The sequence below is a fragment of the Alkalihalobacillus sp. FSL W8-0930 genome, assembly GCA_037965595.1.
Classification (GTDB): domain Bacteria; phylum Bacillota; class Bacilli; order Bacillales; family Bacillaceae_D; genus Alkalicoccobacillus.
On the sequence record CP150183.1, the window covers coordinates 105,172 to 129,208 of the forward strand.

Here is a 24,037-nt window from a genome sequence, read left to right on the forward strand (position 1 = left end):
CCGTATGCCAAATTATCGCAGACACACTGATAAAAGGTGGTTATGTGCGCCTATTTGAACACGCTTTTCAACCTTCTATGTGTCATTCCTTTGTTTCTGGCCGAATGAAGTCGAACGATTTCTTTATTGCCTCCTGTGATTATGACAAAATCTTGCTTTCACTTAGTTTTATAATGAGACCACGAATCTAATAGGGTGGTGGGTCTCTTATGTTAAAGAAAGCTGTAAAGTTATGGAGTGAACCTGTATGGATAGCGAAAGTCGGTCAAGTCTATCAAGGAACCACAGATTCAATGAAACGACAAGCCATTAGTTGGTTTGATACAGCATTCTATAAATGGGGTCTTCTAATCGCCATTATGGGATTCTTACTCGGACGAGCCGTCATCTTAACAGAATTAACTCCGTTTGTGTTGCCTCTTCTGGCAGCGGTTTATCTCCTGAAACGTGATAAGGCAGCGATTGCTGCATTCTCTCTGTTAGGTGGGGCTATATTTAGTTATCACGGGCAGGTCGGATTTGTCATTACGGCAATCATTGCATATATCCTCTTACAGAAAGCTGTCACACGTTTTGTAACAGACCAAAAAAGTGCACTGCCTTACTTAGTTTTCTCTGCCAGCTTACTTTCAAGACTGGGTCTTGTCTTTATTGGAACCGGAACGATATCAGGGTACGCCCTCATGATGGCAGCTGTGGAATCGGGACTTAGCTTTATCTTAACGATGATCTTCCTGCAAAGCGTGCCGCTATTAACAGCTAAACGAATTCAGCGACCTTTAAAGAATGAAGAAATTATTTGTTTAATTATCCTGCTAGCGTCTGTAATGACGGGGACCGTTGGTTGGGCATGGAACGATATGACAGTTGAACACGTGATGGCCAGATATCTATTACTTATTTTTGGATTAGTTGGCGGAGCGGCGATAGGCTCTACAGTCGGGGTGGTGACCGGACTTATATTAAGCTTAGCTAGTCTTGCCAATTTATATCAAATGAGCTTGCTTGCCTTCTCAGGGTTACTTGGAGGTCTTCTTAAAGAAGGAAAAAAAGTGGGCGTAGCGGTAGGTCTTCTTGTCGGTACTCTATTAATAGGTATGTATGGCGAGGGAGGACCAGGCATCGCGGCCACGCTACTAGAAACATTTGCTGCTATTCTATTGTTTTTTCTCACGCCAAATCGCTTCATTCATAAGATATCACGCTACATACCAGGTACGGTGGAGTATGCGAATGAGCAGCAGCAATATTTAAAGAAAATACGTGATGTTACAGCAGGTAAAGTGGAACAGTTTTCCACGTTGTTTCAGACACTATCAAAAAGCTTTCAGATGCCTCCTCCTACTGATGAGCGGGAGCGAGGCGAAAAGGAAGTGGATTATTTCCTGAGCAATGTAACGGAGAAAACATGCCAAACCTGCTTTAAAAAAGAGAAGTGCTGGGTTCAGAACTTTTCTAAAACCTATGAAACGATGAATAAAATTATGACTGAAACGGAGAAAAATGGTGAGGTGAAGGATCAAATTCTTCAAATGGAATGGAATAAGCATTGTATCAGGCCGGAAAAAGTCGTTCAGGCTATAGTAACAGAACACAGCCACTATCAAGTGAATCAAATGCTTAGAAAGCAAGTGTCTGAAAGCCGAAAGCTTGTAGCTGATCAATTACTCGGAGTGTCTCAAGTGATGGGGGACTTCGCCCGGGAAATTCAAAAAGAGAAGGAGGCTCACTATCAGCAGGAGGAAGAGCTTTTAGAAATGCTTAGAGGAGCAGGGATTGAAGTGGGGCACATTGATATCTACAGCTTGAGAGCAGGTCAAGCCGAAATTGAGTTAAGTGTTCCATTTGACGGAGGGCAGGGAATGGGCGAGAAAGTGATCGCTCCTATGCTTTCATCCCTGTTGAATGAAACAATTGTGCTTCAAAAGGAGGAAACGGGGTTCTATTCAAATGGACATAGTCATATGACCTTTGCTTCAGCAAGGCAATATGTTGTAGAAACGGGTGTAGCGAATGTTGCGAAGGGGGGAGCTTGGATTTCTGGAGATAGCTTTTCTACTCTTGAGCTCGGTTCGGGTCAGTTTGCGCTCGCAATTAGCGATGGGATGGGGAATGGAGAGCGGGCGCACCTGGAGAGTACTGAAACATTAAAGCTGCTACAAAAAGTTCTGGAGTCAGGCATTGAGGAGATGGTCGCCATCAAGTCTGTAAACTCAGTCCTTTCCCTCCGAACAACAGACGAAATCTTTTCAACACTTGATTTAGCAATGATTGATTTACAAACGGCTAAAGCGAAATTTCTTAAAATCGGATCGATTCCTACCTTTATTAAGCGAAGAGATAAAGTGCTCCAAATTGATGCGAGCAATCTACCAATGGGCATGTTCCAAGATTTTGACGTAGACGTTGTTAGTGAACAGCTTAAAGCTGGTGACATCATTATCATGGTTAGTGACGGGATTTTTGACTCCCCAACCCATGTTGAAAACAAAGATCAATGGATGAAACGAATGATTTCAGAACTAGAAGGAGCTGATCCACAGGAGATGGCAGACATGATTCTGGAACGTGTAATCCGGTCAGATAGTGGGTACCAGATCGAGGATGATATGACAGTCATTGTAGCTGAGGTGAAACGAAATACACCAAAATGGGCCTCTATCCCACTTTACCGGCCTTCGCCTCCTTTGAAAAAAAGGGCTTAAGCGAGGGATATGCAGGTATAGATTCTCTCTAAAGCGTGAAGGATGGTACCATTCACACACTTGGAGGGATTGTCGATGAAAGGTACATTGAAGCAAATCCTGTTAATTACAGATGGACATTCAAATCAAGGAGAAGATCCTATTGCAATAGCGGCGATTGGCAGGGAACAAGGAATCACACTTAATGTGATCGGGATCGTCGATGGAGATTCATTAAATGAACAAGGTATAAAAGAAGTAGAAGCGATTGCTCTTGCAGGAGGCGGTGTTAGCCAAATTGTTTATGCTAAGCAGCTAGCAAAGACTGTGCAGATGGTTACAAGAAAAGCAATGACACAAACCTTGCATGGGGTCGTAAACAAAGAACTGCAGGATATATTAGGGGGTGGGCAGGAACTTGAGGACTTGCCACCTGAAAAAAGAGGACAGATCATGGAAGTGGTTGATGATTTAGGAGAGACCATTTCACTAGAGGTACTTATTTTAGTTGATACAAGCGCAAGTATGCGTGATAAGCTGCCAATGGTGCAAGAGGCTTTGACAGACCTGTCTATTAGCTTAACTTCCAGAGTAGGGGAGAATCGCTTTGCTCTCTATTCATTCCCTGGGAAAAGACGCGAAGTGGATCGTTTGCTCGAATGGACACCTCGCTTAGATAGCTTAACAACTGTGTTTCAAAAGCTATCACCTGGAGGAACGACGCCAACTGGTCCTGCAATTCAAGCTGCCGTTCGTATCTTTACTCAAAAAGGTTCGAAAAGGAGCTTGCTGAATCATGAGGAACAGTTACTCGACGAAATCGCCGATTAAGTTCGCTTCGGGTGCTCGTTTTTTGGGCAAATGGAATAAAAAACAATATACTGTGATCCGCACCCTTGGTGAAGGTGCAACGGGAACAGTGTATCTTACCCAGTCAACGGACGGTTTAGTGGCTCTTAAAATGGGAACAGATGGTATGGCGATTACAAATGAAGTGAATGTACTAAGACAATTCTCCAAAAAAACGAGGGTTGTATTAGGTCCAAAGTTAATGGACGTAGATGATATGTTGTTCGATGGGACGACCTATCCATTCTACGCGATGGAATACGTCAAAGGTGAAGCGTTAATTACGTTCATGCACGGCAAAGGACCTGAGTGGTTGGGTCTAATGATTCTGCAATTACTTGGAGACTTGGAGAATCTTCACAAAGAGGGCTGGGTGTTTGGTGATTTAAAGCCAGATAATTTACTTGTAACGGGTCCTCCTTCTCGAGTACGGTGGCTCGATGTTGGGGGAACAACTCTTTTAGGACGTTCGATTAAAGAGTACACGGAGTTCTTTGATAGAGGTTACTGGACGCTAGGCACAAGAAAGGCTGAGCCTTCCTATGATTTATTTTCTGTTGCCATGATTATGATTAATTGCGCCTATCCGAAACGTTTTGATAAAAAATCAGGATCACCCCTTCAGCAACTTAAATCGTCGATCCACGGTCAACCTCTCTTACGACCGTATGAATCCATATTAGTTAAAGCATTAACTGGACACTATAATCAAGCAGGTTCCATGAAAAGAGATCTGACTCAAGTCATGCAGCAAGTAACTGCGTCTGAACGCACAGTAACAACAAAGCGTCTGCGCGCAAAAAAACATAAGAAAAAGCGCGGGTTTAAGGTAGAGTTAGCATTAAGTGCGACCTTACTTTTTGTTGGATGTCTTTTATACTTATTCATTCTTACAATGTAAGGGCCTAGTACGTTAAGGCCTTTTCTTTTTTTTGAGACATGTTTTCGTCTAAACGCGCTATAATAAACTCAAGTAGAGTGAAAGATGAGGCAAAGGGGTCGTTTAGGTTTGAACGTGGAAGAGTCGGTGCATACGTTTATGAAGTACAAACATATGGGTATAGAAGGACAGCATATTGTTGTTGCCGTTTCCGGAGGACCAGACTCAATGGCCTTGCTGCATTTTCTCCATCAAGAAAGGCGACGGTATACGATTCGTGTAACGGCTGCTCACATTAACCATCAGCTTCGAGGAGTTGAGTCAGATCAGGATGAACAGATGGTAAGAACGTATTGTAAGCAAGCCGGGATCATATTCGTCTCTGAGAAAGTGGATGTTAAGCAATACGCTAAAGAGCACCGGGTTGGTTCATCACTTGCAGCGAGAGAGTTAAGATACAGCCAGTTGGAAAGAATAATGAATGAGGTGAACGGGGACTGCTTAGCTGTTGCGCATCACGGGGATGATCAAATTGAAACGGTCCTTATGAAACTTGTTCGAAGTGCAAATGCCCTGCAAAAGCCAGGAATGGAAGCAGTAAGACCCTTTTATCAAGCAAAGCTGATCAGACCTTTTTTAACTTTATCAAAATCAGATATTATCACGTACTGTGAGGAAAAAGGTATTCCCTACAGGGTCGATTCAAGTAATGCATCAGCAGTGTATACACGTAATCGTTTTAGGGAAACGATTCTTCCGTTTGTAACCGAAGAGAATCCAAATATACATAAGCACGTTCAGCGATACCACGAATGGCAATCAGAGGATCAGGATTTTTTAAATGATTTAGCAGAAGAGGCGATGACGCAGGTAGTCCAAGCGAAACGTGAACAAATTGTTACAATCTCCATTGATTCATTCCTCTCGGTGGCGCTCCCTTTACAAAGGAGAATGATTCATCTAATATTAAATTATCTTTACAAGGGGTCTACCCGTATTACTTCTGTACATATTGAGCAAACGATAACAATGCTAGGAGCGAGTAATCCTTCAGCTAAGCTTGAACTGGCTGATGGACTTAAAGTTAATCGCGAATACAACCGTTGTCACTTTGTGCGAAACGAGCAAAACAAACGGAATCAGATATCTAAAGAGCTTGTGGTGCCGGGAAAAGTGTTTCACACCTTTGGTGAGATGAGCGCTACTTCTGTAAGTCATGAAGAACCCGTCGAACCCTATGAGGTGCTCTTGGATTCAGACTCCATTACTTTGCCACTCATCGTCCGTGTTCCGCTACCAGGTGATCGGATTGATGCTTTAGGGATGGATGGCACTAAGAAGCTTAATAGGCTTTTTATTGATCGGAAGTTACCTAAATCGTTAAGAGCAGAGTGGCCAATTGTTACGGATGCACATGGACAAATTATTTGGGTACCATACTTACAAAGATCACGTATAGCAGTCGTTACAGAAGAGACTAAGAACATTGTGAAGCTGACATTTTTAAGGGACTAAGTCGCTCGATGCGTTTTAGAAACCGAACTAAACAGGAGGGTCAAAAGCCTTTGATGAAAGATGAACTGAAAGAGATACTGATTTCCGAAGAAGAAATCCAGAATAAAGCCCGTGAATTAGGAAGCGAAATTACGGAACAATATAAAGACGCGTTCCCGCTTTTTGTAGGAGTTCTAAAAGGTGCACTTCCTTTTATGGCAGAGCTAATTAAGCACGTAGATGCTCACCTTGAATTAGATTTTATGGATGTATCTAGCTATGGGAACGCCATGGTTTCATCTGGTGAAGTGAAAATTATTAAAGACTTAAACACGTCTGTTGAAGGACGTGACGTCTTGATTGTCGAAGATATTATTGACAGCGGACTTACTCTTAAGTACTTAATTGAGCTGTTTCATTATAGAAAAGCCAAATCAGTTAAGGTTGTCACTCTTTTAGATAAGCCTGATGGACGCAAGGTAGATCTCGTCCCTGATCTTTGTGGTTTTACAGTGCCAGATGCTTTTGTAGTAGGGTTTGGACTTGATTACGCGGAACGTTACCGTAATCTTCCTTACATCGGTGTGTTAAAACCAGAGATTTATGAGGGGTAATGTTTGTGGACTTAAAGTCCGTTATGGTACTATTATTGCAGCTTTGTTGGACGTGGGAGGAGGTCTAGAATGAAATATCGGGTGTTTAGAAATACGATCTTTTATCTGCTTATTTTCTTGGTGATTATTGGGATTGTAAGTGTGATTAATACAGATCAAAATACTGTTGAAGAATTAAATTACAATCAGTTTACTGAACAGCTTGAGCAAGGAAATGTAGAAACGTTTAGTATAAAACCAGAACGAGATGTATATCTGGTGCGTGGACAGCTTGTTGGTGCCGAAGAAGATGAGTTTTTCGAAACGTACGTACTTCGTAGTGAGCAAACCTCTGAACTACTCGCGCAAGCACAGAGTAACTTAGAGATCCAGCCTGCTGATGAAACAAACAGCTGGGTGGCAATTTTCACCTCTCTTATTCCATTTGTAATCATTATCATATTATTCATCTTCCTTATGAGCCAAGCGCAGGGTGGCGGTAACCGTGTCATGAGCTTTGGTAAGAGTAAGGCTAAAATGGTGAGCGATGATAAGAAAAAAGCTAAGTTTAAGGACGTAGCCGGTGCAGATGAAGAGAAAGCCGAACTTGTTGAGGTTGTGGAGTTCCTTAAGGATCCACGTAAGTTCGCTGCAATTGGTGCTCGTATTCCAAAAGGTGTTCTTCTAGTAGGACCTCCAGGAACAGGTAAAACTCTACTTGCTCGTGCTGTTTCAGGTGAAGCAGGCGTGCCATTCTTCTCGATCAGTGGTTCTGACTTCGTAGAGATGTTTGTTGGGGTAGGGGCTTCTCGTGTGCGTGATCTATTCGAGAATGCTAAGAAAAATGCGCCTTGTATCATCTTTATTGATGAGATTGATGCAGTTGGTCGTCAGCGTGGTGCCGGCCTTGGTGGTGGACACGATGAACGTGAACAAACACTTAACCAACTTCTTGTTGAGATGGATGGATTTAGTGCAAACGAAGGGATTATTATCATTGCGGCAACAAACCGCTCAGATATTCTAGATCCGGCATTACTTCGTCCTGGACGATTTGACCGTCAAATTCAAGTAAACCGCCCTGATGTAAAAGGACGTGAGCAGGTTCTTGTTGTTCATGCGCAAAACAAGCCACTAGGCGATGATGTAAAACTTGATGTAATTGCAACGAGAACACCTGGTTTCTCAGGTGCAGATCTTGAAAACCTTCTAAACGAAGCGGCTCTTGTCGCTGCACGAGACAACCAAACAAAGATTGGTATGTCTCATGTTGAAGAAGCGATTGATCGTGTCATTGCAGGACCTGCTAAGAAAACACGTGTGATCTCTGCAAAAGAGAAAAACATTGTTGCTTGGCATGAAGCTGGTCACACGGTTGTTGGTGTGAAGCTAGAAGGTGCTGACATTGTTCACAAGGTAACGATTGTTCCTCGTGGAATGGCTGGCGGATATGCCATGATGTTACCTAAAGAAGATCGTTACTTTATGACGAAGCCGGAATTAATCGACAAGATCGTTGGTTTACTCGGAGGCCGTGTGGCTGAGGAAATTCAATTTGGTGAAGTAAGTACTGGGGCGCATAATGATTTCCAACGTGCAACAGGTATTGCTCGTAAGATGGTAACGGAATATGGAATGAGTGAAAAGCTAGGACCAATGCAATTTGGTCAATCATCTGGTGGTCAAGTATTCCTAGGACGTGACATCCAAAACGAACAAAATTACAGTGATGCGATTGCTCACGAAATTGATATGGAAGTTCAAAAAATCATTAAGGATGCTTACGAAAGATGTAGACAAATCCTTTTAGAACATAAAGACGCGTTAGATCGTGTTGCTGAATCATTAATCGAGCTCGAAACATTGGATGCTGAGCAAATTCTTTCCCTTGTCAACGAAGGAAAGCTTCCGGAGAATCATCACGGAAATAAGCTAGGCGACTCTGATCTGAAAGTGAACATTAATGGAAAACAAGAGGATCGCGCTGAAGGAACTCCATACGAAGAAACAACAAACCTGGATCAAAATCAAAATGAACCACCAGCTGATGGTGGAAGCCAGGATACCGATCGTCGGTAATTCCTAAGCATAAGAGAAGATGCCCGCCTCGGGCATCTTCTTTTTCTATGACTAGGCACGATCTTTGCCAAAAAGATCATTTGCACGCATAATATAAAACGAATCAGCGAGGATGGTGAGAAAGATGATTCTTGTCATGGATGTTGGAAATTCATCAATCGTGTTTGGTGTATATAGAGAAAATGAATGTATTCGCTCTTGGCGCATGGCAACAGATCGACAGAAGACTGCTGATGAATATGCAGTTTTGGTCAAGTCAATGTTTGCAGATGTACATATAACGTTTTCAGATATTAGTGGAATCGCGATTTCTTCGGTGGTTCCACCCATCATGCACACGCTTGAACTGATGTGTAAGATGTATATGAATCAGACGGCGCTAATTGTTGGTCCAGGGGTGAAAACAGGATTAAACATCCTTTATGAGAATCCTCGTGAGGTTGGCGCAGATCGAATTGCAAATGCAGTTGGGGCGTTGACTCATTACGAGTCGCCTGCGATTATTGTTGATTTTGGAACAGCAACTACGTATTGTTACATTAACGATAAGGAACAATATGTCGGAGGGGCCATATCTCCTGGAATGGCAGTATCGGCAGAAGCGCTATATATGAGAGCTTCAAAGCTTCCTAAAATAGAATTAACAAAACCAAAATCAATGCTCGGTAAGAATACGGTTCATGCCATGCAAGCAGGTACATTTTATGGCTATATTGGAGGAGTGGAAGCGATTCTCTCCCGTATTCATAAGGAATCCCGTTTAGCCGTAAAGCCGAAAGTGATCGCAACAGGTGGTCTTGCTGAATTATTGGCACCCGAATCGTCTATGATTGATATTGTAGACCCCTACTTAACGTTAAAAGGTCTTAAGGCCATTTACGAAAAAAACATCTAGAGTGGAGATGAAATATATGAACGATTATTTAGTAAAATCAACAGCGTTTGACGGAAAGGTTCGTGCGTATGCGCTGGTTGCAACAGATATGGTAAATGAAGCTGTACGAAGACAAGGAACATGGCCAACAGCAACAGCGGCTCTTGGTCGTACGATGATGGCAAGCTCAATGATGGGTATGATGCTTAAAGGCGAAGAAAAGCTTACAGTAAAAGTAGAAGGTGGCGGCCCAATTGGTGCCATTGTCACAGATAGTAACGCAAAAGGTGAAACGCGTGGATATGTTTCCAAGCCTCAAACTCACTTTGATTTAAATGAACACGGGAAATTAGATGTAGCAAGAGCTGTAGGTACAACCGGAACACTTTCCGTTGTTAAAGATCTTGGATTGCGCGAACCTTTTACAGGAAGTGTGCCAATTGTTTCAGGTGAGCTTGGTGAAGACTTTACGTATTACTTCGCAAACTCTGAGCAAACACCATCATCAGTTGGAGTTGGAGTTTTGGTTAATCCGGATAATACAGTTCAAGCTGCCGGAGGATTTATTCTTCAATTAATGCCTGGTGCAGACGATGCTGTGATTGACGAGATTGAGAAGCGCTTATCTACGATTCCGCCTATCTCTAAACTTGTCGAGCTTGGAATGCCACCTGAAGAAATTCTGTATTCTCTTTTAGGTGAAGAATCCGTTACGATTCATGAAAAAACGCCTGTTGTCTTTAAATGCACTTGCTCAAAAGAGCGAATTGCTAATGCGATTATCAGCTTAGGTCAAGCTGAAATTACGGCAATGATTGAAGAAGATGGTGAAGCAGAAACAGTCTGTCACTTCTGTAACGAGCAGTATCACTTTACAAGTGCTGAGCTTGAAGAATTAAACGAACAAGCCGTTTAATAAAAATGTAAAATCCTTCTTTTTCATTTCGTAGATTCATTGACTTATAAGTAGAGTTCTGATAGTATCAACTTATAAAACCAATAAATTTACTAGGAATTAAGGAGGCTCATTATGACTGCTGTCAATTCTGTTCTCGATTTAATTGGAAACACACCTTTAGTGAAATTAAATAGGTTAACGACGGATCAACATGCTGATGTTTATTTGAAATTGGAATATTATAATCCGGGTAGTAGTGTAAAGGATCGTATTGGTCTCGCTATGCTAGAAGCTGCTGAGGAAGCTGGAAAAATCAAGCCTGGTGATTCATTTGTTGAACCTACAAGTGGGAACACGGGAATTGGTCTTGCAATGGTTGCTGCAGCGAAAGGATTTAAAGCTATCTTAGTTATGCCTGAAACGATGAGCTTAGAGCGTCGCAATCTTCTACGTGCATACGGGGCAGAAGTTGTACTCACTCCTGGACCAGAAGGTATGGGTGGGGCCATTCGCAAAGCAACGGAACTTGCAAATGAGCACGGCTACTTTATGCCGCAACAGTTTGAGAATGAAGCGAACCCAGCTATTCATCGCAGCACAACAGGAAAAGAGTTGCTTGAGCAAGTAGATGGCCAGCTCGACGCTTTTGTTTCAGGAATTGGAACGGGCGGAACAATTACAGGTGCAGGTGGTTTCTTAAAAGAACATTTCCCTGAACTTAAAGTGGTTGCCGTTGAACCAAAAGATTCTCCAATCCTTTCTGGTGGTAGTCCGGGTCCTCACAAGATTCAAGGAATCGGTGCTGGGTTTGTACCAAAGATTCTTGACCAAGACGTGTATGATGAAGTGGTTCAAGTATCTACAGAGCAATCCTTTGAATTTGCTCGTAAGGCAGCAAGAGAAGAAGGTATTTTAGGTGGAATTTCTTCTGGGGCAGCCATTTATGCTGCACTTGAAGTAGCCAAAAAGCTTGGACCAGGCAAAAAGGTCGTAGCGATTATTCCATCAAATGGAGAAAGATATCTAAGTACAGCTCTTTATCAATTTGAAGAAGAGTAAACGTCTATACAAAAAGGCAGTCCATAACACGGGACTGCCTTTTCTTATGGTTCGATGTCATGTAAAATAGAAGCCATATCTGACGGTTAAAAGGGAGAAGGTGAGATGTCAACATTGAACTCAACGACATCCAGAATTACAAGGGCAATTTCATTTTCATTTAAAAAAGAAGAGTGGTTTAAAAAGTATCAGCAAATGGCGAGCCACTCCGAGCACCATATTCTGCTTGAGAGTGGGCGCGGTGGTCGGTATAGTATAATGGGTCTCGATCCATTTGCGATACTTGAGGGTCATGATCAGACATTGACGCTTGAGATTAATCACAAAAAGCACGTTTGGCAGGGGCCATTACTTAAAAGTCTTGAATCAGCGATGAGGCCTTATATGATTGATCCTGCTGAGTCCATTAAGGGGATTCCTTTTAGTGGAGGAGCGATTGGGTACTTTAGTTATGATCTGATGAGAGAGATGGAGCAAATCCCAACACAGGCAGAAGATGATCTACCATTACCTGAAGTGTATCTTATGTTGTTTGAAGATGTGTTTGTCTATGATCATCATCAAGAGAAGCTTTATGTATGTGTGAATGGAGAAAACGAATCAGAACTTGGGACTCGTTTAGAAGAGTATAAGAGTCAGTGGCTAAAAGACGTAGGTGTTAAGCCGGTTTGGAGGAAGTCCCACACAAACAAATCATCCCATTCCAGCATGTCAGAACAAGAGTTCGTAGACGCGGTGAATAAGATTAAAGCATATATCGCACAAGGTGATGTTTTTCAGGTGAACCTGTCCCTTAGGGAAACCAAACCACTCACTGTTTCACCGATGCATGTGTATGAGAAGCTAAGAACATTGAATCCCTCACCTTATATGGCATATATGGAAACACCGGGGTTCCAGCTTGTCAGTGCATCTCCTGAATTGCTTGTGAAAAAACAAGGCAATCAACTAAGTACAAGACCTATTGCAGGCACTCGTTCTCGCGGCAAAACAGAAGAAGAGGATCAAGAGCTTGCAAACTCTTTGTTTGCCAATGAGAAAGAACGGGCAGAGCATGTGATGCTTGTGGATCTTGAGCGTAATGACCTAGGTCGTGTCTCAAGCTATGGTACAGTTAAGGTCGATGAATTAATGGTCATCGAGCGATATTCACATGTTATGCATCTTGTATCAAATGTAGTTGGTGAGCTTGCAGAGGAGCACTCGAATTATGATGTGATTCGGGCAGTTTTTCCTGGAGGGACCATTACTGGAGCTCCAAAAGTACGAACGATGGAGATCATTGAAGAGCTTGAGCCTGTTCGAAGAGGTGTATACACAGGTGCAATTGGCTGGCTCGGTTTTCATGGGGATTTGGAGCTTAACATCACCATTCGAACAATGGTTTGTCATGACAACCAGGCACATGTTCAAGCAGGTGCGGGTATTGTGAGTGATTCCAATCCGCATCACGAATACAAAGAATCATTTAAAAAGGCGCGTGCATTATGGCGTGCGCTAGAGTTGAGCGAAGAAGAGTGTATAACAGAAACACAGATGAGCTGAGGAGGAATAACTATGATTCTTATGATTGATAACTATGATTCATTTACGTATAACCTTGTTCAATATTTAGGTGAGATGGGCCAGGAGCTTGTAGTTAAACGAAATGACCAGATTACCATATCAGAGATTGAAGAGCTTAATCCAGCAATCTTAATGATTTCACCTGGACCATGTAGTCCAAATGAAGCGGGCATCAGCTTAGAAGCGATTCGCCATTTTGCTGGAAAACTTCCGATCTTCGGAGTGTGCTTGGGTCATCAGTCCATTGCGCAAGTGTTTGGCGGAGATGTTGTACGTGCGGAGCGGTTAATGCACGGGAAAACATCTGAAATGAAGCATGATGGCAGGTCCGTTTTTAAAGATCTTCCATCTCCTATCACAGCAACCCGGTATCATTCTCTCATCGTGAAGCGTGAAACGTTACCAGCTTGTTTTGAGATCTCAGCTGAAACAGAAGAGGGAGAAATTATGGCCATCCGTCACAAAGAGTTAGCGATCGAGGGCGTTCAATTTCATCCGGAATCGATTATGACTGGAGATGGCAAGCAGCTACTGCGTAATTTTGTTGAAACTCATTCAGGAAATCAAGCATGTTCGTCTATTTAAATGGCAAGTATGTAGATGAGAGTATCGCTACGGTGTCGCTTTTTGATCATGGTTTCCTTTATGGATTAGGATTATTTGAAACCTTTCGCTTATATAACGGTCATCCTTTTTTATTGGATGACCATTTTCAACGTATGGGACAAGGGTTAGAGCAGATCGGTATCGATTGGACGATTTCAAAGGACCAAGCAACCGACATCCTTCAAGAGCTAGCCCGTTTAAATAAAATAGAGGACGCATACGTAAGGTGGAATGTGTCAGCTGGAGACGAGGGTCTCGGATTGTATACAGGTCGTTACCTGGAACCAACTGTTGCGGTAATGATGAAGCCTCTTCCTCCTTTGGGTAGAAGTAAAGCGATCAGTGTATTGAAGCTCCGACGTAATACGCCGGAGGGTGAGTACCGATTGAAATCTCATCATTATCTAAATAATGTTCTTGCGAAACGAGAGCTAGGGCCTGTGGCGAATACAGAGGGGATCTTTCTAACTCAAGAGGGTTGGGTTGCAGAAGGCGTTACGTCAAACATCTTCTGGTTAAAAGGAGATACAGTCTATACACCTTCGCTAGATACAGGAATTTTGGATGGGATCACTAGACAATACGTGATGGCGTTGTTGATCAGACAGGGAGTCCAACTAATTGAAGGAATGTACCCTCATGAGACGTTGCTGGAGGCAGATGCAGTGTTCCTAACAAACTCCATTCAAGAAATAGTGAAAGTGGAGAGTTGTGATGTGAAGCAGTATAAAGATCATTCACTCTTAGACTCACTTCAACAGGTGTACAAAAAGGAAGCTACGTGGCGATGGAGCATTGCCGAATAGGAGTGTTAACGTATGGCAAATGGACAAGCAATCGATCCTGCGCAACTAGGCGCTACACAAATTATGGGTATATTGAACATTACCCCGGATTCGTTTTCTGATGGTGGTCGGTATAACGAAGTGGAGCTAGCGGTAAAACGAGCTCGTGAATTAGTCGAAGCAGGTGCGGATATCATTGACATCGGCGGCGAGTCTACTAGACCGGGTGCAGATAAGGTTAGTAAAGAAGAAGAATTACGAAGAGTCATTCCAGTAATAGAAGCGCTTGTACAGGAAGTGGATGTTCCGCTATCTATTGATACATATAAGGCAGAGGTAGCTGAACGTGCACTTCAAGCCGGTGCTTCCATCATTAATGATGTATGGGGGGCAAAGGCAGACGTAAATATGGCCAAGGTTGCAGCTCAGAACGGAGCGTCGATTATTTTAATGCATAATCGCGCAGACCGTGAGTACGAGAACTTTATGGAAGATGTTCTATCTGACTTAAAGGAAAGTATTACCCTTTGCAAGGAAGCAGGGGTCTCGGATGAACAGATCATTTTAGATCCAGGTGTGGGGTTTGTGAAATCCTATGAGCAAAATCTAGAAGTGATACGTAGACTCGACGAAATCACTAAACTTGGGTACCTTGTGTTACTCGGGGTTTCTAGGAAATCGTTTATTTCTAAAGCATTGGATCTTCCTGTAGATGATCGGCTAGAAGGAACAGGGGCGGCGAATTGCCTGGGGATCTCCAAAGGCGCGTCTATTATCCGAGTACACGATGTAAAGGAAATGAGTCGAATGGCGAAGATGATGGATGCTTTGCTTGGGAAGGAGCACTAAAAGTATGGACAAAATTCGGTTAAACAGAATGAAATTTTATGGGTATCATGGGGTCTTTGCTGAAGAGCAAAAGCTAGGTCAACGTTTTCAGGTCGATTTAACACTTGAGCTTGATTTATCAGAGGCCGCATCCACAGATGACCTAACTAAGTCAATTGATTATGGGGACGTTTATGCAAGAGTTCAGAAAATCATAGAGGGGGAACCCAAGCAGCTCCTAGAAGCTGTGGCAGACTCCATCACAAAAGAATTGTTTTCTGCATATCCCATTTTAAATCAATGTACAGTCGTATTGATTAAGCCAGACCCTCCAATACCAGGCCACTACGACTCTGTATCAATAGAGATGACAAGGGTTAGAGCAGGTAATGCCTAACGTATATATATCGCTTGGCTCAAATATGGAGAGTCGAATTGGTTATTTAGAGAAAGCGATAAGTAAGCTGCGATTAATGAAGGATAGTGAAGTGACAGCTGTCTCTTCCATCTATGAGACGGATCCCGTTGGGTATGTCGATCAGCCGTCCTTCTTAAATCTAGTTGTCTGTTTGAACACGACCCTGTCGCCGATTGAGCTTTTAGCAGAAACGCAACAAATCGAGAATCAGTTGGGGAGAAAGCGCGAAATTAGATGGGGACCAAGAACAATAGACCTTGACATTCTTCTATATGATCAAGAAAATATGAAGATGGAGAGTCTAACCCTTCCACACCCAAGAATGTGGCAACGTTCATTTGTTATTATCCCATTACTTGAGCTTGCTCCCGATTTGAGCTTTGACTTACAGGGAGTGACTCTAAAAGAAGTGTATAATCAACTACAGGACAAAGAGGGTGTACGAATGTGGAAACCTTAAACTGGGGCAGGCGTATTCGTGCATTTCGTAAATTGAAGGGGTACACTCAAGAAAGCTTTGCTAAAGAAATTGGGGTATCCGTTTCTGTGTTAGGCGAAATAGAACGTGATACACGCAGCCCGGATGAACAGTTGATTGGTCACATTGCATCTATATTAGGTATATCAATTGAAGAATTACGCCCTTAATGCTTTTGAAAGACAAAGGGAGAACAACTATAGAGAAGTAACTGGTAACCTGGCTACTATCATTTAGGAGATGAAGAAGGCATGAGTGAAGAACTAGAATTGCATGATTTGTTAGCAGTACGACGTGACAAATTAAAGCAGCTTGAAGAGCAAGGAATTGATGCGTTCGGACATAAATTTGAACGTACGCACTCCTCAGTACAAATGACGGAGGAGTTTGATGAGTTCTCTAAGGATGAGCTCAGTGAAAAAGATGCACCAGCTGTTTTAGCTGGTCGTGTAATGACTAAGCGCGGTAAAGGGAAAGCGGGATTTGCTCATATTCAGGACTTAACTGGACAAATCCAAATCTATGTTCGTAAAGATGCTATAGGAGAAGACCAATATGCATTATTTAACTCACTTGATATTGGGGACATCGTTGGTGTGTCAGGTACAGCGTTTAAAACAAATGTAGGAGAACTATCATTAAAAGTAACCGATTTGAAGCTTTTAAGTAAGTCGCTACGTCCACTACCTGATAAATTCCACGGATTAAAAGATGTTGAACAACGCTACCGTCAGCGCTATGTTGATTTGATCGTAACGCCTGATGTGCGTGATACATTTATTGTACGCAGCCGTATCCTACAATCGATGCGCAGATATTTAGATGATCAAGGATATTTAGAAGTAGAAACACCGATGATGCACTCAATAGCTGGAGGAGCATCAGCTAAACCATTTATTACTCACCATAATACACTTGATATGACTCTCTACATGCGTATTGCGATTGAATTGCACCTTAAGAGACTTATTGTCGGTGGACTCGAGAAAGTATACGAAATTGGTCGTGTCTTCAGAAATGAAGGGGTATCAACACGTCATAACCCTGAATTTACAATGATTGAATTGTATGAAGCATATGCAGATTATAAAGACATCATGGCCTTAACAGAAAATCTCGTTGCTCATATTGCAAAAGAAGTATTAGGTTCAACGGTTATTCAATATGGTGATTACGAGGTAGACCTTACTCCTGAATGGAGAAGAGTTCATATGGTAGATGCTATTAAAGAACAAACAGGTGTAGACTTCTGGAAGCAAATGACGGACGAAGAGGCTCGTGAACTTGCTAAAGAGCACAACGTTCCTGTTAAAGAAACGATGAGCTATGGTCATGTGGTTAACGAATTCTTTGAACACTTTGTCGAAGAAACATTGATTCAACCGACGTTTATTTATGGACATCCTCTGGCTATTTCTCCATTGGCTAAGAAAAATCCAGAAGACGAGAGATTCACAGACCGCTTTGAGTTATTTATCGTTGGGCGTGAACACGCAAATGCGTTTACCGAATTAAATGATCCAATCGATCAACGTGCACGATTTGAACAACAATTAGTTGAACGTGAGCAGGGTGACGATGAAGCACACATGATGGATGATGACTTTATTGAAGCTCTTGAATATGGTATGCCTCCTACAGGTGGTCTAGGAATTGGTATTGACCGTCTTGTAATGCTACTTACGAATTCTCCTTCTATTCGTGATGTTCTTCTCTTCCCTCAAATGAGAAACAAAGAGTAGGGAAGTAGACATAGGTAATGGCTTCACTTGCTATAGCTAATAGTTAAGTGGAGCCACTACATATGCATTTTGAAATTCTTTTAATTATTTTTCGAAAAGTAGTTGCATTCTTTTTACCAGGGTGGTATATTATTTCTTGTCGCCAAGAACGAAACGGCGTCGAAAAAATACTTGTTGACAAGTTAAATGAGATTTGTTAACATTGAAAAGTCGCAAAGAACAGCGGCAAACAAGTTCTTTGAAAACTGAACAAAAGCCAAGCGTACGAAGAGATACAAGATATCTCATAAGTATAAAAAAGTCGTAGTGTAAGCTACGCAATTGGAAAGTTGATGGTAACATCAACGCCAGCAGTTGAGCAATCAACTCACCACTTTTATGGAGAGTTTGATCCTGGCTCAGGACGAACGCTGGCGGCGTGCCTAATACATGCAAGTCGAGCGGACGTTTTTGAAGCTTGCTTCAAAAACGTTAGCGGCGGACGGGTGAGTAACACGTGGGCAACCTACCTTATCGACTGGGATAACTCCGGGAAACCGGGGCTAATACCGGATAACATCTAGCACCTCCTGGTGCCGGATTAAAAGAGGGCTTCTTGCTCTCACGATGAGATGGGCCCGCGGCGCATTAGCTAGTTGGAGAGGTAACGGCTCCCCAAGGCGACGATGCGTAGCCGACCTGAGAGGGTGATCGGCCACACTGGGACTGAGACACGGCCCAGACTCCTACGGGAGGCAGCAGTAGGGAATCTTCCGCAATGGACGAAAGTCTGACGGAGCAACGCCGCGTGAGTGATGAAGGGTTTCGGCTCGTAAAGCTCTGTTATGAGGGAAGAACACGTACCGTTCGAATAGGGCGGTACCTTGACGGTACCTCATCAGAAAGCCACGGCTAACTACGTGCCAGCAGCCGCGGTAATACGTAGGTGGCAAGCGTTGTCCGGAATTATTGGGCGTAAAGCGCGCGCAGGCGGCCTTTTAAGTCTGATGTGAAATCTTGCGGCTCAACCGCAAGCGGCCATTGGAAACTGGGAGGCTTGAGTACAGAAGAGGAGAGTGGAATTCCACGTGTAGCGGTGAAATGCGTAGATATGTGGAGGAACACCAGTGGCGAAGGCGACTCTCTGGTCTGTAACTGACGCTGAGGCGCGAAAGCGTGGGGAGCAAACAGGATTAGATACCCTGGTAGTCCACGCCGTAAACGATGAGTGCTAGGTGTTAGGGGTTTCGATGCCCGTAGTGCCGAAGTTAACACATTAAGCACTCCGCCTGGGGAGTACGGCCGCAAGGCTGAAACTCAAAGGAATTGACGGGGGCCCGCACAAGCAGTGGAGCATGTGGTTTAATTCGAAGCAACGCGAAGAACCTTACCAGGTCTTGACATCCTTTGACCACTCTGGAGACAGAGCTTCCCCTTCGGGGGCAAAGTGACAGGTGGTGCATGGTTGTCGTCAGCTCGTGTCGTGAGATGTTGGGTTAAGTCCCGCAACGAGCGCAACCCTTGACCTTAGTTGCCAGCATTCAGTTGGGCACTCTAAGGTGACTGCCGGTGACAAACCGGAGGAAGGTGGGGATGACGTCAAATCATCATGCCCCTTATGACCTGGGCTACACACGTGCTACAATGGATGGTACAAAGGGTTGCGAAGCCGCGAGGTGAAGCCAATCCCATAAAGCCATTCTCAGTTCGGATTGTAGGCTGCAACTCGCCTGCATGAAGCTGGAATTGCTAGTAATCGCGGATCAGCATGCCGCGGTGAATACGTTCCCGGGCCTTGTACACACCGCCCGTCACACCACGAGAGTTTGTAACACCCGAAGTCGGTGAGGTAACCTTTTGGAGCCAGCCGCCGAAGGTGGGACAGATGATTGGGGTGAAGTCGTAACAAGGTAGCCGTATCGGAAGGTGCGGCTGGATCACCTCCTTTCTAGGGAGTTTTACTTCTAGTCGATCACACAGTTTATCTGATGTGAATACGCTTTGGCTTTTGTTCGGTTTTGAATGAACTTATTCATTCAAACGAAGACCGACTTTCTGTCGGCATGGTTCTTTGAAAACTAAATCGTGCAATGCAAAACACACACAACGCAATCATCGTTAGATGAAAGCGAGTCTATATACACCATACTTGATGAATGACATCTTGCGATGTTCTGAAATTAACTTGGTTAAGTTATGAAGGGCGCACGGTGAATGCCTTGGCACTAGGAGCCGAAGAAGGACGCGACGAACGGCGAAACGCCTCGGGGAGCTGTAAGTGAGCTTTGATCCGAGGATATCCGAATGGGGGAACCCACCATTTTTAATCGAATGGTACCCGTATCTGAATACATAGGATACGAGGAGGCAGACCCGGGGAACTGAAACATCTAAGTACCCGGAGGAAGAGAAAGAAAAATCGATTTCCTGAGTAGCGGCGAGCGAAACGGAAACAGCCCAAACCTGAAGGCTTGCCTTCAGGGGTTGTAGGACATTCCATTGGAGTTACAAAGAAACGGAGTAGGTGAAGCATCTGGAAAGATGCGTCAAAGAGGGTAACAACCCCGTAGCCGAAACTTCGTTTCCTCCGGAGTGTATCCTGAGTACGGCGGGACACGTGAAACCCCGTCGGAATCCGGGAGGACCATCTCCCAAGGCTAAATACTCCCTAGTGACCGATAGTGAACCAGTACCGTGAGGGAAAGGTGAAAAGCACCCCGGAAGGGGAGTGAAAGAGATCCTGAAACCGTGTGCCTACAACTAGTCAGAGCCCATTAACGGGTGATGGCGTGCCTTTTGTAGAATGAACCGGCGAGTTACGATGTCGTGCAAGGTTAAGCTGATGAGGCGGAGCCGTAGCGAAAGCGAGTCTGAATAGGGCGAATTGAGTACGCCGTCGTAGACCCGAAACCGAGTGATCTACCCATGTCCAGGGTGAAGTTCAGGTAACACTGAATGGAGGCCCGAACCCACGCATGTTGAAAAATGCGGGGATGAGGTGTGGGTAGGGGTGAAATGCCAATCGAACTCGGAAATAGCTGGTTCTCCCCGAAATAGCTTTAGGGCTAGCCTCGAGGGAAGAGTCTTGGAGGTAGAGCACTGATTGGACGAGGGGTCCCCACAGGATTACCGAATTCAGTCAAACTCCGAATGCCAAGTACTTATCCTCGGGAGTCAGACTGCGAGTGCTAAGATCCGTAGTCAAGAGGGAAACAGCCCAGACCATCAGCTAAGGTCCCAAAGTATACGTTAAGTGGCAAAGGATGTGGAGTTGCCCAGACAACCAGGATGTTGGCTTAGAAGCAGCCACCATTTAAAGAGTGCGTAATAGCTCACTGGTCGAGTGACTCTGCGCCGAAAATGTAACGGGGCTAAACGTATCACCGAAGCTATGGATGAACACCTTAGGTGTTCGTGGTAGGGGAGCGTTCCAAGGACAGCGAAGCTAGATCGTGAGGACTAGTGGAGTGCTTGGAAGTGAGAATGCCGGTATGAGTAGCGAAAAGAGGGGTGAGAATCCCCTCCGTCGAAAGCCCAAGGTTTCCTGAGGAAGGCTCGTCCGCTCAGGGTCAGTCGGGACCTAAGCCGAGGCTGAAAAGCGTAGGCGATGGACAACAGGTTGATATTCCTGTACCACCTCTCCACCGTTTGAGTAATGGGGGGACGCAGAAAGGTAGGGTGAGCGCGCTGATGGATATGCGCGTCTAAGCTGTTAGGCTGGAAAGTAGGCAAATCCGCTTTCCGTTCGGCTGAGCAGTGATAGCGAGGGAAATTTAGTACCGAAGTCCCTGATCCTCCGCTGCCTAGAAAAGCCTCTAGCGAGGTGGAAGGTGCCCGTACCGCAAACCGACACAGGTAGGCGAGAAGAGAATTCTAAGACGCGCGGGAGAACTCTCGTTAAGGAACTCGGCAAAATGACCCCGTAACTTCGGGAGAAGGGGTGCTCTATTAGGGTGCAAGCCCGAGAGAGCCGCAGTGAAAAGATCCAAGCGACTGTTTAGCAAAAACACAGGTCTCTGCGAAGCCGCAAGGCGAAGTATAGGGGCTGACACCTGCCCGGTGCTGGAAGGTTAAGAGGAGGGGTTATCCTTCGGGAGAAGCTCTGAATTGAAGCCCCAGTAAACGGCGGCCGTAACTATAACGGTCCTAAGGTAGCGAAATTCCTTGTCGGGTAAGTTCCGACCCGCACGAATGGTGTAACGATTTGGATACTGTCTCAACGAGAGACCCGGTGAAATTATAGTACCTGTGAAGATGCAGGTTACCCGCGACAGGACGGAAAGACCCCATGGAGCTTTACTGTAGCCTGATAGTGGATGTTGGTATCGTTTGTACAGGATAGGTAGGAGCCTTTGAAACCGGAGCGCCAGCTTCGGTGGAGGCATTGGTGGGATACTACCCTGACGGTGCTGACATTCTAACCTCGACCCGTGATCCGGGTCAGGGACATTGTCAGGTGGGCAGTTTGACTGGGGCGGTCGCCTCCTAAACAGTAACGGAGGCGCCCAAAGGTTCCCTCAGAATGGTTGGAAATCATTCGAAGAGTGCAAAGGCATAAGGGAGCTTGACTGCGAGACCTACAAGTCGAGCAGGGACGAAAGTCGGGCTTAGTGATCCGGCGGTGCCGAATGGAAGGGCCGTCGCTCAACGGATAAAAGCTACCCTGGGGATAACAGGCTTATCTCCCCCAAGAGTCCATATCGACGGGGAGGTTTGGCACCTCGATGTCGGCTCGTCGCATCCTGGGGCTGAAGTAGGTCCCAAGGGTTGGGCTGTTCGCCCATTAAAGCGGCACGCGAGCTGGGTTCAGAACGTCGTGAGACAGTTCGGTCCCTATCCGTCGCGGGCGCAGGAAATTTGAGAGGAGCTGTCCTTAGTACGAGAGGACCGGGATGGACACACCGCTGGTGTACCAGTTGTTCCGCCAGGAGCATCGCTGGGTAGCTACGTGTGGACGGGATAAGTGCTGAAAGCATCTAAGCATGAAGCCCCCCTCAAGATGAGATTTCCCATAGCGTAAGCTAGTAAGACCCCTTAGAGATGATGAGGTTGATAGGTCTGGAGTGGAAGTGTGGCGACACATGGAGCGGACAGATACTAATCGGTCGAGGACTTATCCAATTTGGTGTATGACTGTGTGAGCACGATTTAGTTTTGAAGGAATCATATTCTTTCAAGTAGACAACAAACACGTAAGTGGTTGGCAGTCTAATAGTCCGGTGGCAATAGCGAAGAGGTCACACCCGTTCCCATGCCGAACACGGCCGTTAAGCTCTTCTGCGTCAATGGTAGTTGGGGGCTTCCCCCTGCGAGAGTAGAACGTTGCCGGGCTGTAATTTTAATAGTGGAGGATTAGCTCAGCTGGGAGAGCATCTGCCTTACAAGCAGAGGGTCGGCGGTTCGAGCCCGTCATCCTCCACCATTGAGCCGGCCTAGCTCAATTGGTAGAGCAACTGACTTGTAATCAGTAGGTTGGGGGTTCAAGTCCTCTGGCCGGCACTGTTTTAATTACATGTTATATATATGAGCCATTAGCTCAGTTGGTAGAGCATCTGACTTTTAATCAGAGGGTCGAAGGTTCGAATCCTTCATGGCTCACTTCTTAATTTTATATGCGGGTGTGGCGGAATTGGCAGACGCGCTAGATTTAGGATCTAGTGTCTTATGACGTGGGGGTTCAAGTCCCTTCACCCGCATCAATTAAGCTGCGGAAGTAGTTCAGTGGTAGAACACCACCTTGCCAAGGTGGGGGTCGCGAGTTCGAATCTCGTCTTCCGCTCCATAATTTGTTTTAGTGTGTCCGTACCTCTCGTGCCGGGGTGGTGGAATTGGCAGACACACAGGACTTAAAATCCTGCGGTAAGTGATTACCGTGCCGGTTCAAGTCCGGCCCTCGGCACCATAATATTATATGCGCCCGTAGCTCAACTGGATAGAGTACTTGACTACGAATCAAGCGGTTAGAGGTTCGAATCCTCTCGGGCGCGCCATTATAGATCGGGAAGTAGCTCAGCTTGGTAGAGCACTTGGTTTGGGACCAAGGGGTCGCAGGTTCAAATCCTGTCTTCCCGACCATCTTATTCTTTTGGGGCCTTAGCTCAGCTGGGAGAGCGCCTGCCTTGCACGCAGGAGGTCAGCGGTTCGATCCCGCTAGGCTCCACCAATATTTTTTAAAAAAAGTATTTGACAAACATTTAGCGGTTTGTTAAGATATGAAAGTCGCCA

At 44.8% G+C, this 24,037-nt stretch carries 17 protein-coding genes, 9 tRNA genes and 3 rRNA genes; all 29 read left to right on the forward strand.

What is annotated here, in order from left to right; genetic code table 11:
• The first annotated feature begins 209 nt into the window (after positions 1-209).
• The 29 genes from spoIIE (at position 210) to NSQ54_00655 (ending at position 23,975) form a co-directional block, all read left to right on the forward strand.
• Complete coding sequence (gene spoIIE, locus NSQ54_00515) at positions 210-2,705, forward strand: stage II sporulation protein E (protein ID WYP26653.1); 2,496 nt, start codon at positions 210-212, stop codon at positions 2,703-2,705.
• A gap of 75 nt (positions 2,706-2,780) precedes the next feature.
• Positions 2,781-3,515, forward strand: coding sequence for a VWA domain-containing protein (locus NSQ54_00520; GenBank protein ID WYP26654.1), 735 nt, complete (start codon positions 2,781-2,783; stop codon positions 3,513-3,515).
• Complete coding sequence (locus tag NSQ54_00525) at positions 3,481-4,434, forward strand: protein kinase family protein (protein WYP26655.1); 954 nt, start codon at positions 3,481-3,483, stop codon at positions 4,432-4,434. The genes NSQ54_00520 and NSQ54_00525 overlap by 35 nt, the downstream gene beginning before the upstream one ends.
• Positions 4,435-4,548: 114 nt before the next feature.
• A complete protein-coding gene (tilS, locus tag NSQ54_00530; GenBank protein WYP28467.1) occupies positions 4,549-5,928 on the forward strand; it encodes a tRNA lysidine(34) synthetase TilS in 1,380 nt (459 codons plus the stop codon).
• Between the two features lie 50 nt (positions 5,929-5,978).
• Positions 5,979-6,521: a hypoxanthine phosphoribosyltransferase gene (gene hpt, locus NSQ54_00535; GenBank protein WYP26656.1), complete on the forward strand. Its 543-nt coding sequence runs from the start codon at positions 5,979-5,981 to the stop codon at positions 6,519-6,521.
• A gap of 69 nt (positions 6,522-6,590) precedes the next feature.
• Positions 6,591-8,579: an ATP-dependent zinc metalloprotease FtsH gene (gene ftsH, locus NSQ54_00540; GenBank protein WYP26657.1), complete on the forward strand. Its 1,989-nt coding sequence runs from the start codon at positions 6,591-6,593 to the stop codon at positions 8,577-8,579.
• Positions 8,580-8,703: 124 nt separating this feature from the next.
• Positions 8,704-9,474: a type III pantothenate kinase gene (locus tag NSQ54_00545; GenBank protein ID WYP26658.1), complete on the forward strand. Its 771-nt coding sequence runs from the start codon at positions 8,704-8,706 to the stop codon at positions 9,472-9,474.
• 16 nt (positions 9,475-9,490) lie between these two features.
• Positions 9,491-10,369 carry an Hsp33 family molecular chaperone HslO gene (hslO, locus tag NSQ54_00550; GenBank protein ID WYP26659.1) on the forward strand — a complete coding sequence of 293 codons (879 nt, stop codon included), beginning with the start codon at positions 9,491-9,493 and terminating at the stop codon, positions 10,367-10,369.
• Between the two features lie 114 nt (positions 10,370-10,483).
• Entirely contained in the window at positions 10,484-11,410 is a 927-nt protein-coding gene (gene cysK, locus NSQ54_00555; protein WYP26660.1) for a cysteine synthase A, read from the forward strand.
• Between the two features lie 105 nt (positions 11,411-11,515).
• A complete protein-coding gene (gene pabB / locus NSQ54_00560; protein ID WYP26661.1) occupies positions 11,516-12,955 on the forward strand; it encodes an aminodeoxychorismate synthase, component I in 1,440 nt (479 codons plus the stop codon).
• Positions 12,956-12,967: 12 nt separating this feature from the next.
• Positions 12,968-13,561 carry an aminodeoxychorismate/anthranilate synthase component II gene (gene pabA / locus NSQ54_00565; protein WYP26662.1) on the forward strand — a complete coding sequence of 198 codons (594 nt, stop codon included), beginning with the start codon at positions 12,968-12,970 and terminating at the stop codon, positions 13,559-13,561.
• A complete protein-coding gene (pabC, locus tag NSQ54_00570; GenBank protein WYP26663.1) occupies positions 13,546-14,388 on the forward strand; it encodes an aminodeoxychorismate lyase in 843 nt (280 codons plus the stop codon). Before pabA ends, pabC begins: the two co-directional genes overlap by 16 nt.
• Before the next feature lie 12 nt (positions 14,389-14,400).
• A complete protein-coding gene (gene folP, locus NSQ54_00575) occupies positions 14,401-15,216 on the forward strand; it encodes a dihydropteroate synthase (GenBank protein ID WYP26664.1) in 816 nt (271 codons plus the stop codon).
• A 4-nt stretch (positions 15,217-15,220) separates the two neighbouring features.
• Complete coding sequence (folB, locus tag NSQ54_00580; GenBank protein ID WYP26665.1) at positions 15,221-15,592, forward strand: dihydroneopterin aldolase; 372 nt, start codon at positions 15,221-15,223, stop codon at positions 15,590-15,592.
• Positions 15,585-16,073: a 2-amino-4-hydroxy-6-hydroxymethyldihydropteridine diphosphokinase gene (gene folK, locus NSQ54_00585; GenBank protein ID WYP26666.1), complete on the forward strand. Its 489-nt coding sequence runs from the start codon at positions 15,585-15,587 to the stop codon at positions 16,071-16,073. The genes folB and folK overlap by 8 nt, the downstream gene beginning before the upstream one ends.
• Positions 16,061-16,261, forward strand: coding sequence for a helix-turn-helix transcriptional regulator (locus tag NSQ54_00590; GenBank protein ID WYP26667.1), 201 nt, complete (start codon positions 16,061-16,063; stop codon positions 16,259-16,261). The genes folK and NSQ54_00590 overlap by 13 nt, the downstream gene beginning before the upstream one ends.
• Before the next feature lie 81 nt (positions 16,262-16,342).
• Positions 16,343-17,833: a lysine--tRNA ligase gene (gene lysS / locus NSQ54_00595; GenBank protein ID WYP26668.1), complete on the forward strand. Its 1,491-nt coding sequence runs from the start codon at positions 16,343-16,345 to the stop codon at positions 17,831-17,833.
• A gap of 375 nt (positions 17,834-18,208) precedes the next feature.
• Positions 18,209-19,760, forward strand: a 16S ribosomal RNA gene (locus tag NSQ54_00600).
• 239 nt (positions 19,761-19,999) lie between these two features.
• A 23S ribosomal RNA gene (locus tag NSQ54_00605) occupies positions 20,000-22,933 on the forward strand.
• Between the two features lie 94 nt (positions 22,934-23,027).
• Positions 23,028-23,143, forward strand: a 5S ribosomal RNA gene (gene rrf, locus NSQ54_00610).
• Together the 16S, 23S and 5S rRNA genes with 9 tRNA genes alongside form the textbook arrangement of a ribosomal RNA operon.
• 15 nt (positions 23,144-23,158) lie before the next feature.
• Positions 23,159-23,234: transfer RNA gene (locus NSQ54_00615), tRNA-Val, on the forward strand.
• A 4-nt stretch (positions 23,235-23,238) separates the two neighbouring features.
• Positions 23,239-23,311 (forward strand) — tRNA-Thr (locus NSQ54_00620).
• A gap of 26 nt (positions 23,312-23,337) precedes the next feature.
• A tRNA-Lys gene (locus tag NSQ54_00625) sits at positions 23,338-23,410 on the forward strand.
• Between the two features lie 16 nt (positions 23,411-23,426).
• Positions 23,427-23,508, forward strand: a tRNA-Leu gene (locus tag NSQ54_00630).
• Positions 23,509-23,519: 11 nt separating this feature from the next.
• Positions 23,520-23,594, forward strand: a tRNA-Gly gene (locus NSQ54_00635).
• 31 nt (positions 23,595-23,625) lie between these two features.
• A tRNA-Leu gene (locus tag NSQ54_00640) sits at positions 23,626-23,714 on the forward strand.
• A gap of 11 nt (positions 23,715-23,725) precedes the next feature.
• Positions 23,726-23,802, forward strand: a tRNA-Arg gene (locus NSQ54_00645).
• Positions 23,803-23,810: 8 nt separating this feature from the next.
• A tRNA-Pro gene (locus NSQ54_00650) sits at positions 23,811-23,887 on the forward strand.
• A 12-nt stretch (positions 23,888-23,899) separates the two neighbouring features.
• Positions 23,900-23,975: transfer RNA gene (locus tag NSQ54_00655), tRNA-Ala, on the forward strand.
• The last annotated feature ends 62 nt before the right edge of the window (positions 23,976-24,037 follow it).

What these genes read in the sequence shown, in the direction of transcription:
- NSQ54_00520 (WYP26654.1), top strand. Translation starts at nt 2,781, where the DNA reads ATGAAAGGTACATTGAAGCAAATCCTGTTAATTACAGATGGACATTCA.
- NSQ54_00525 (WYP26655.1), top strand. Translation starts at nt 3,481, where the DNA reads ATGAGGAACAGTTACTCGACGAAATCGCCGATTAAGTTCGCTTCGGGT.
- pabA (WYP26662.1), top strand. Translation starts at nt 12,968, where the DNA reads ATGATTCTTATGATTGATAACTATGATTCATTTACGTATAACCTTGTT.
- folB (WYP26665.1), top strand. Translation starts at nt 15,221, where the DNA reads ATGGACAAAATTCGGTTAAACAGAATGAAATTTTATGGGTATCATGGG.
- hslO (WYP26659.1), top strand. Translation starts at nt 9,491, where the DNA reads ATGAACGATTATTTAGTAAAATCAACAGCGTTTGACGGAAAGGTTCGT.
- folP (WYP26664.1), top strand. Translation starts at nt 14,401, where the DNA reads ATGGCAAATGGACAAGCAATCGATCCTGCGCAACTAGGCGCTACACAA.
- lysS (WYP26668.1), top strand. Translation starts at nt 16,343, where the DNA reads ATGAGTGAAGAACTAGAATTGCATGATTTGTTAGCAGTACGACGTGAC.
- NSQ54_00545 (WYP26658.1), top strand. Translation starts at nt 8,704, where the DNA reads ATGATTCTTGTCATGGATGTTGGAAATTCATCAATCGTGTTTGGTGTA.
- ftsH (WYP26657.1), top strand. Translation starts at nt 6,591, where the DNA reads ATGAAATATCGGGTGTTTAGAAATACGATCTTTTATCTGCTTATTTTC.
- pabB (WYP26661.1), top strand. Translation starts at nt 11,516, where the DNA reads ATGTCAACATTGAACTCAACGACATCCAGAATTACAAGGGCAATTTCA.
- spoIIE (WYP26653.1), top strand. Translation starts at nt 210, where the DNA reads ATGTTAAAGAAAGCTGTAAAGTTATGGAGTGAACCTGTATGGATAGCG.
- folK (WYP26666.1), top strand. Translation starts at nt 15,585, where the DNA reads ATGCCTAACGTATATATATCGCTTGGCTCAAATATGGAGAGTCGAATT.
- pabC (WYP26663.1), top strand. Translation starts at nt 13,546, where the DNA reads ATGTTCGTCTATTTAAATGGCAAGTATGTAGATGAGAGTATCGCTACG.
- cysK (WYP26660.1), top strand. Translation starts at nt 10,484, where the DNA reads ATGACTGCTGTCAATTCTGTTCTCGATTTAATTGGAAACACACCTTTA.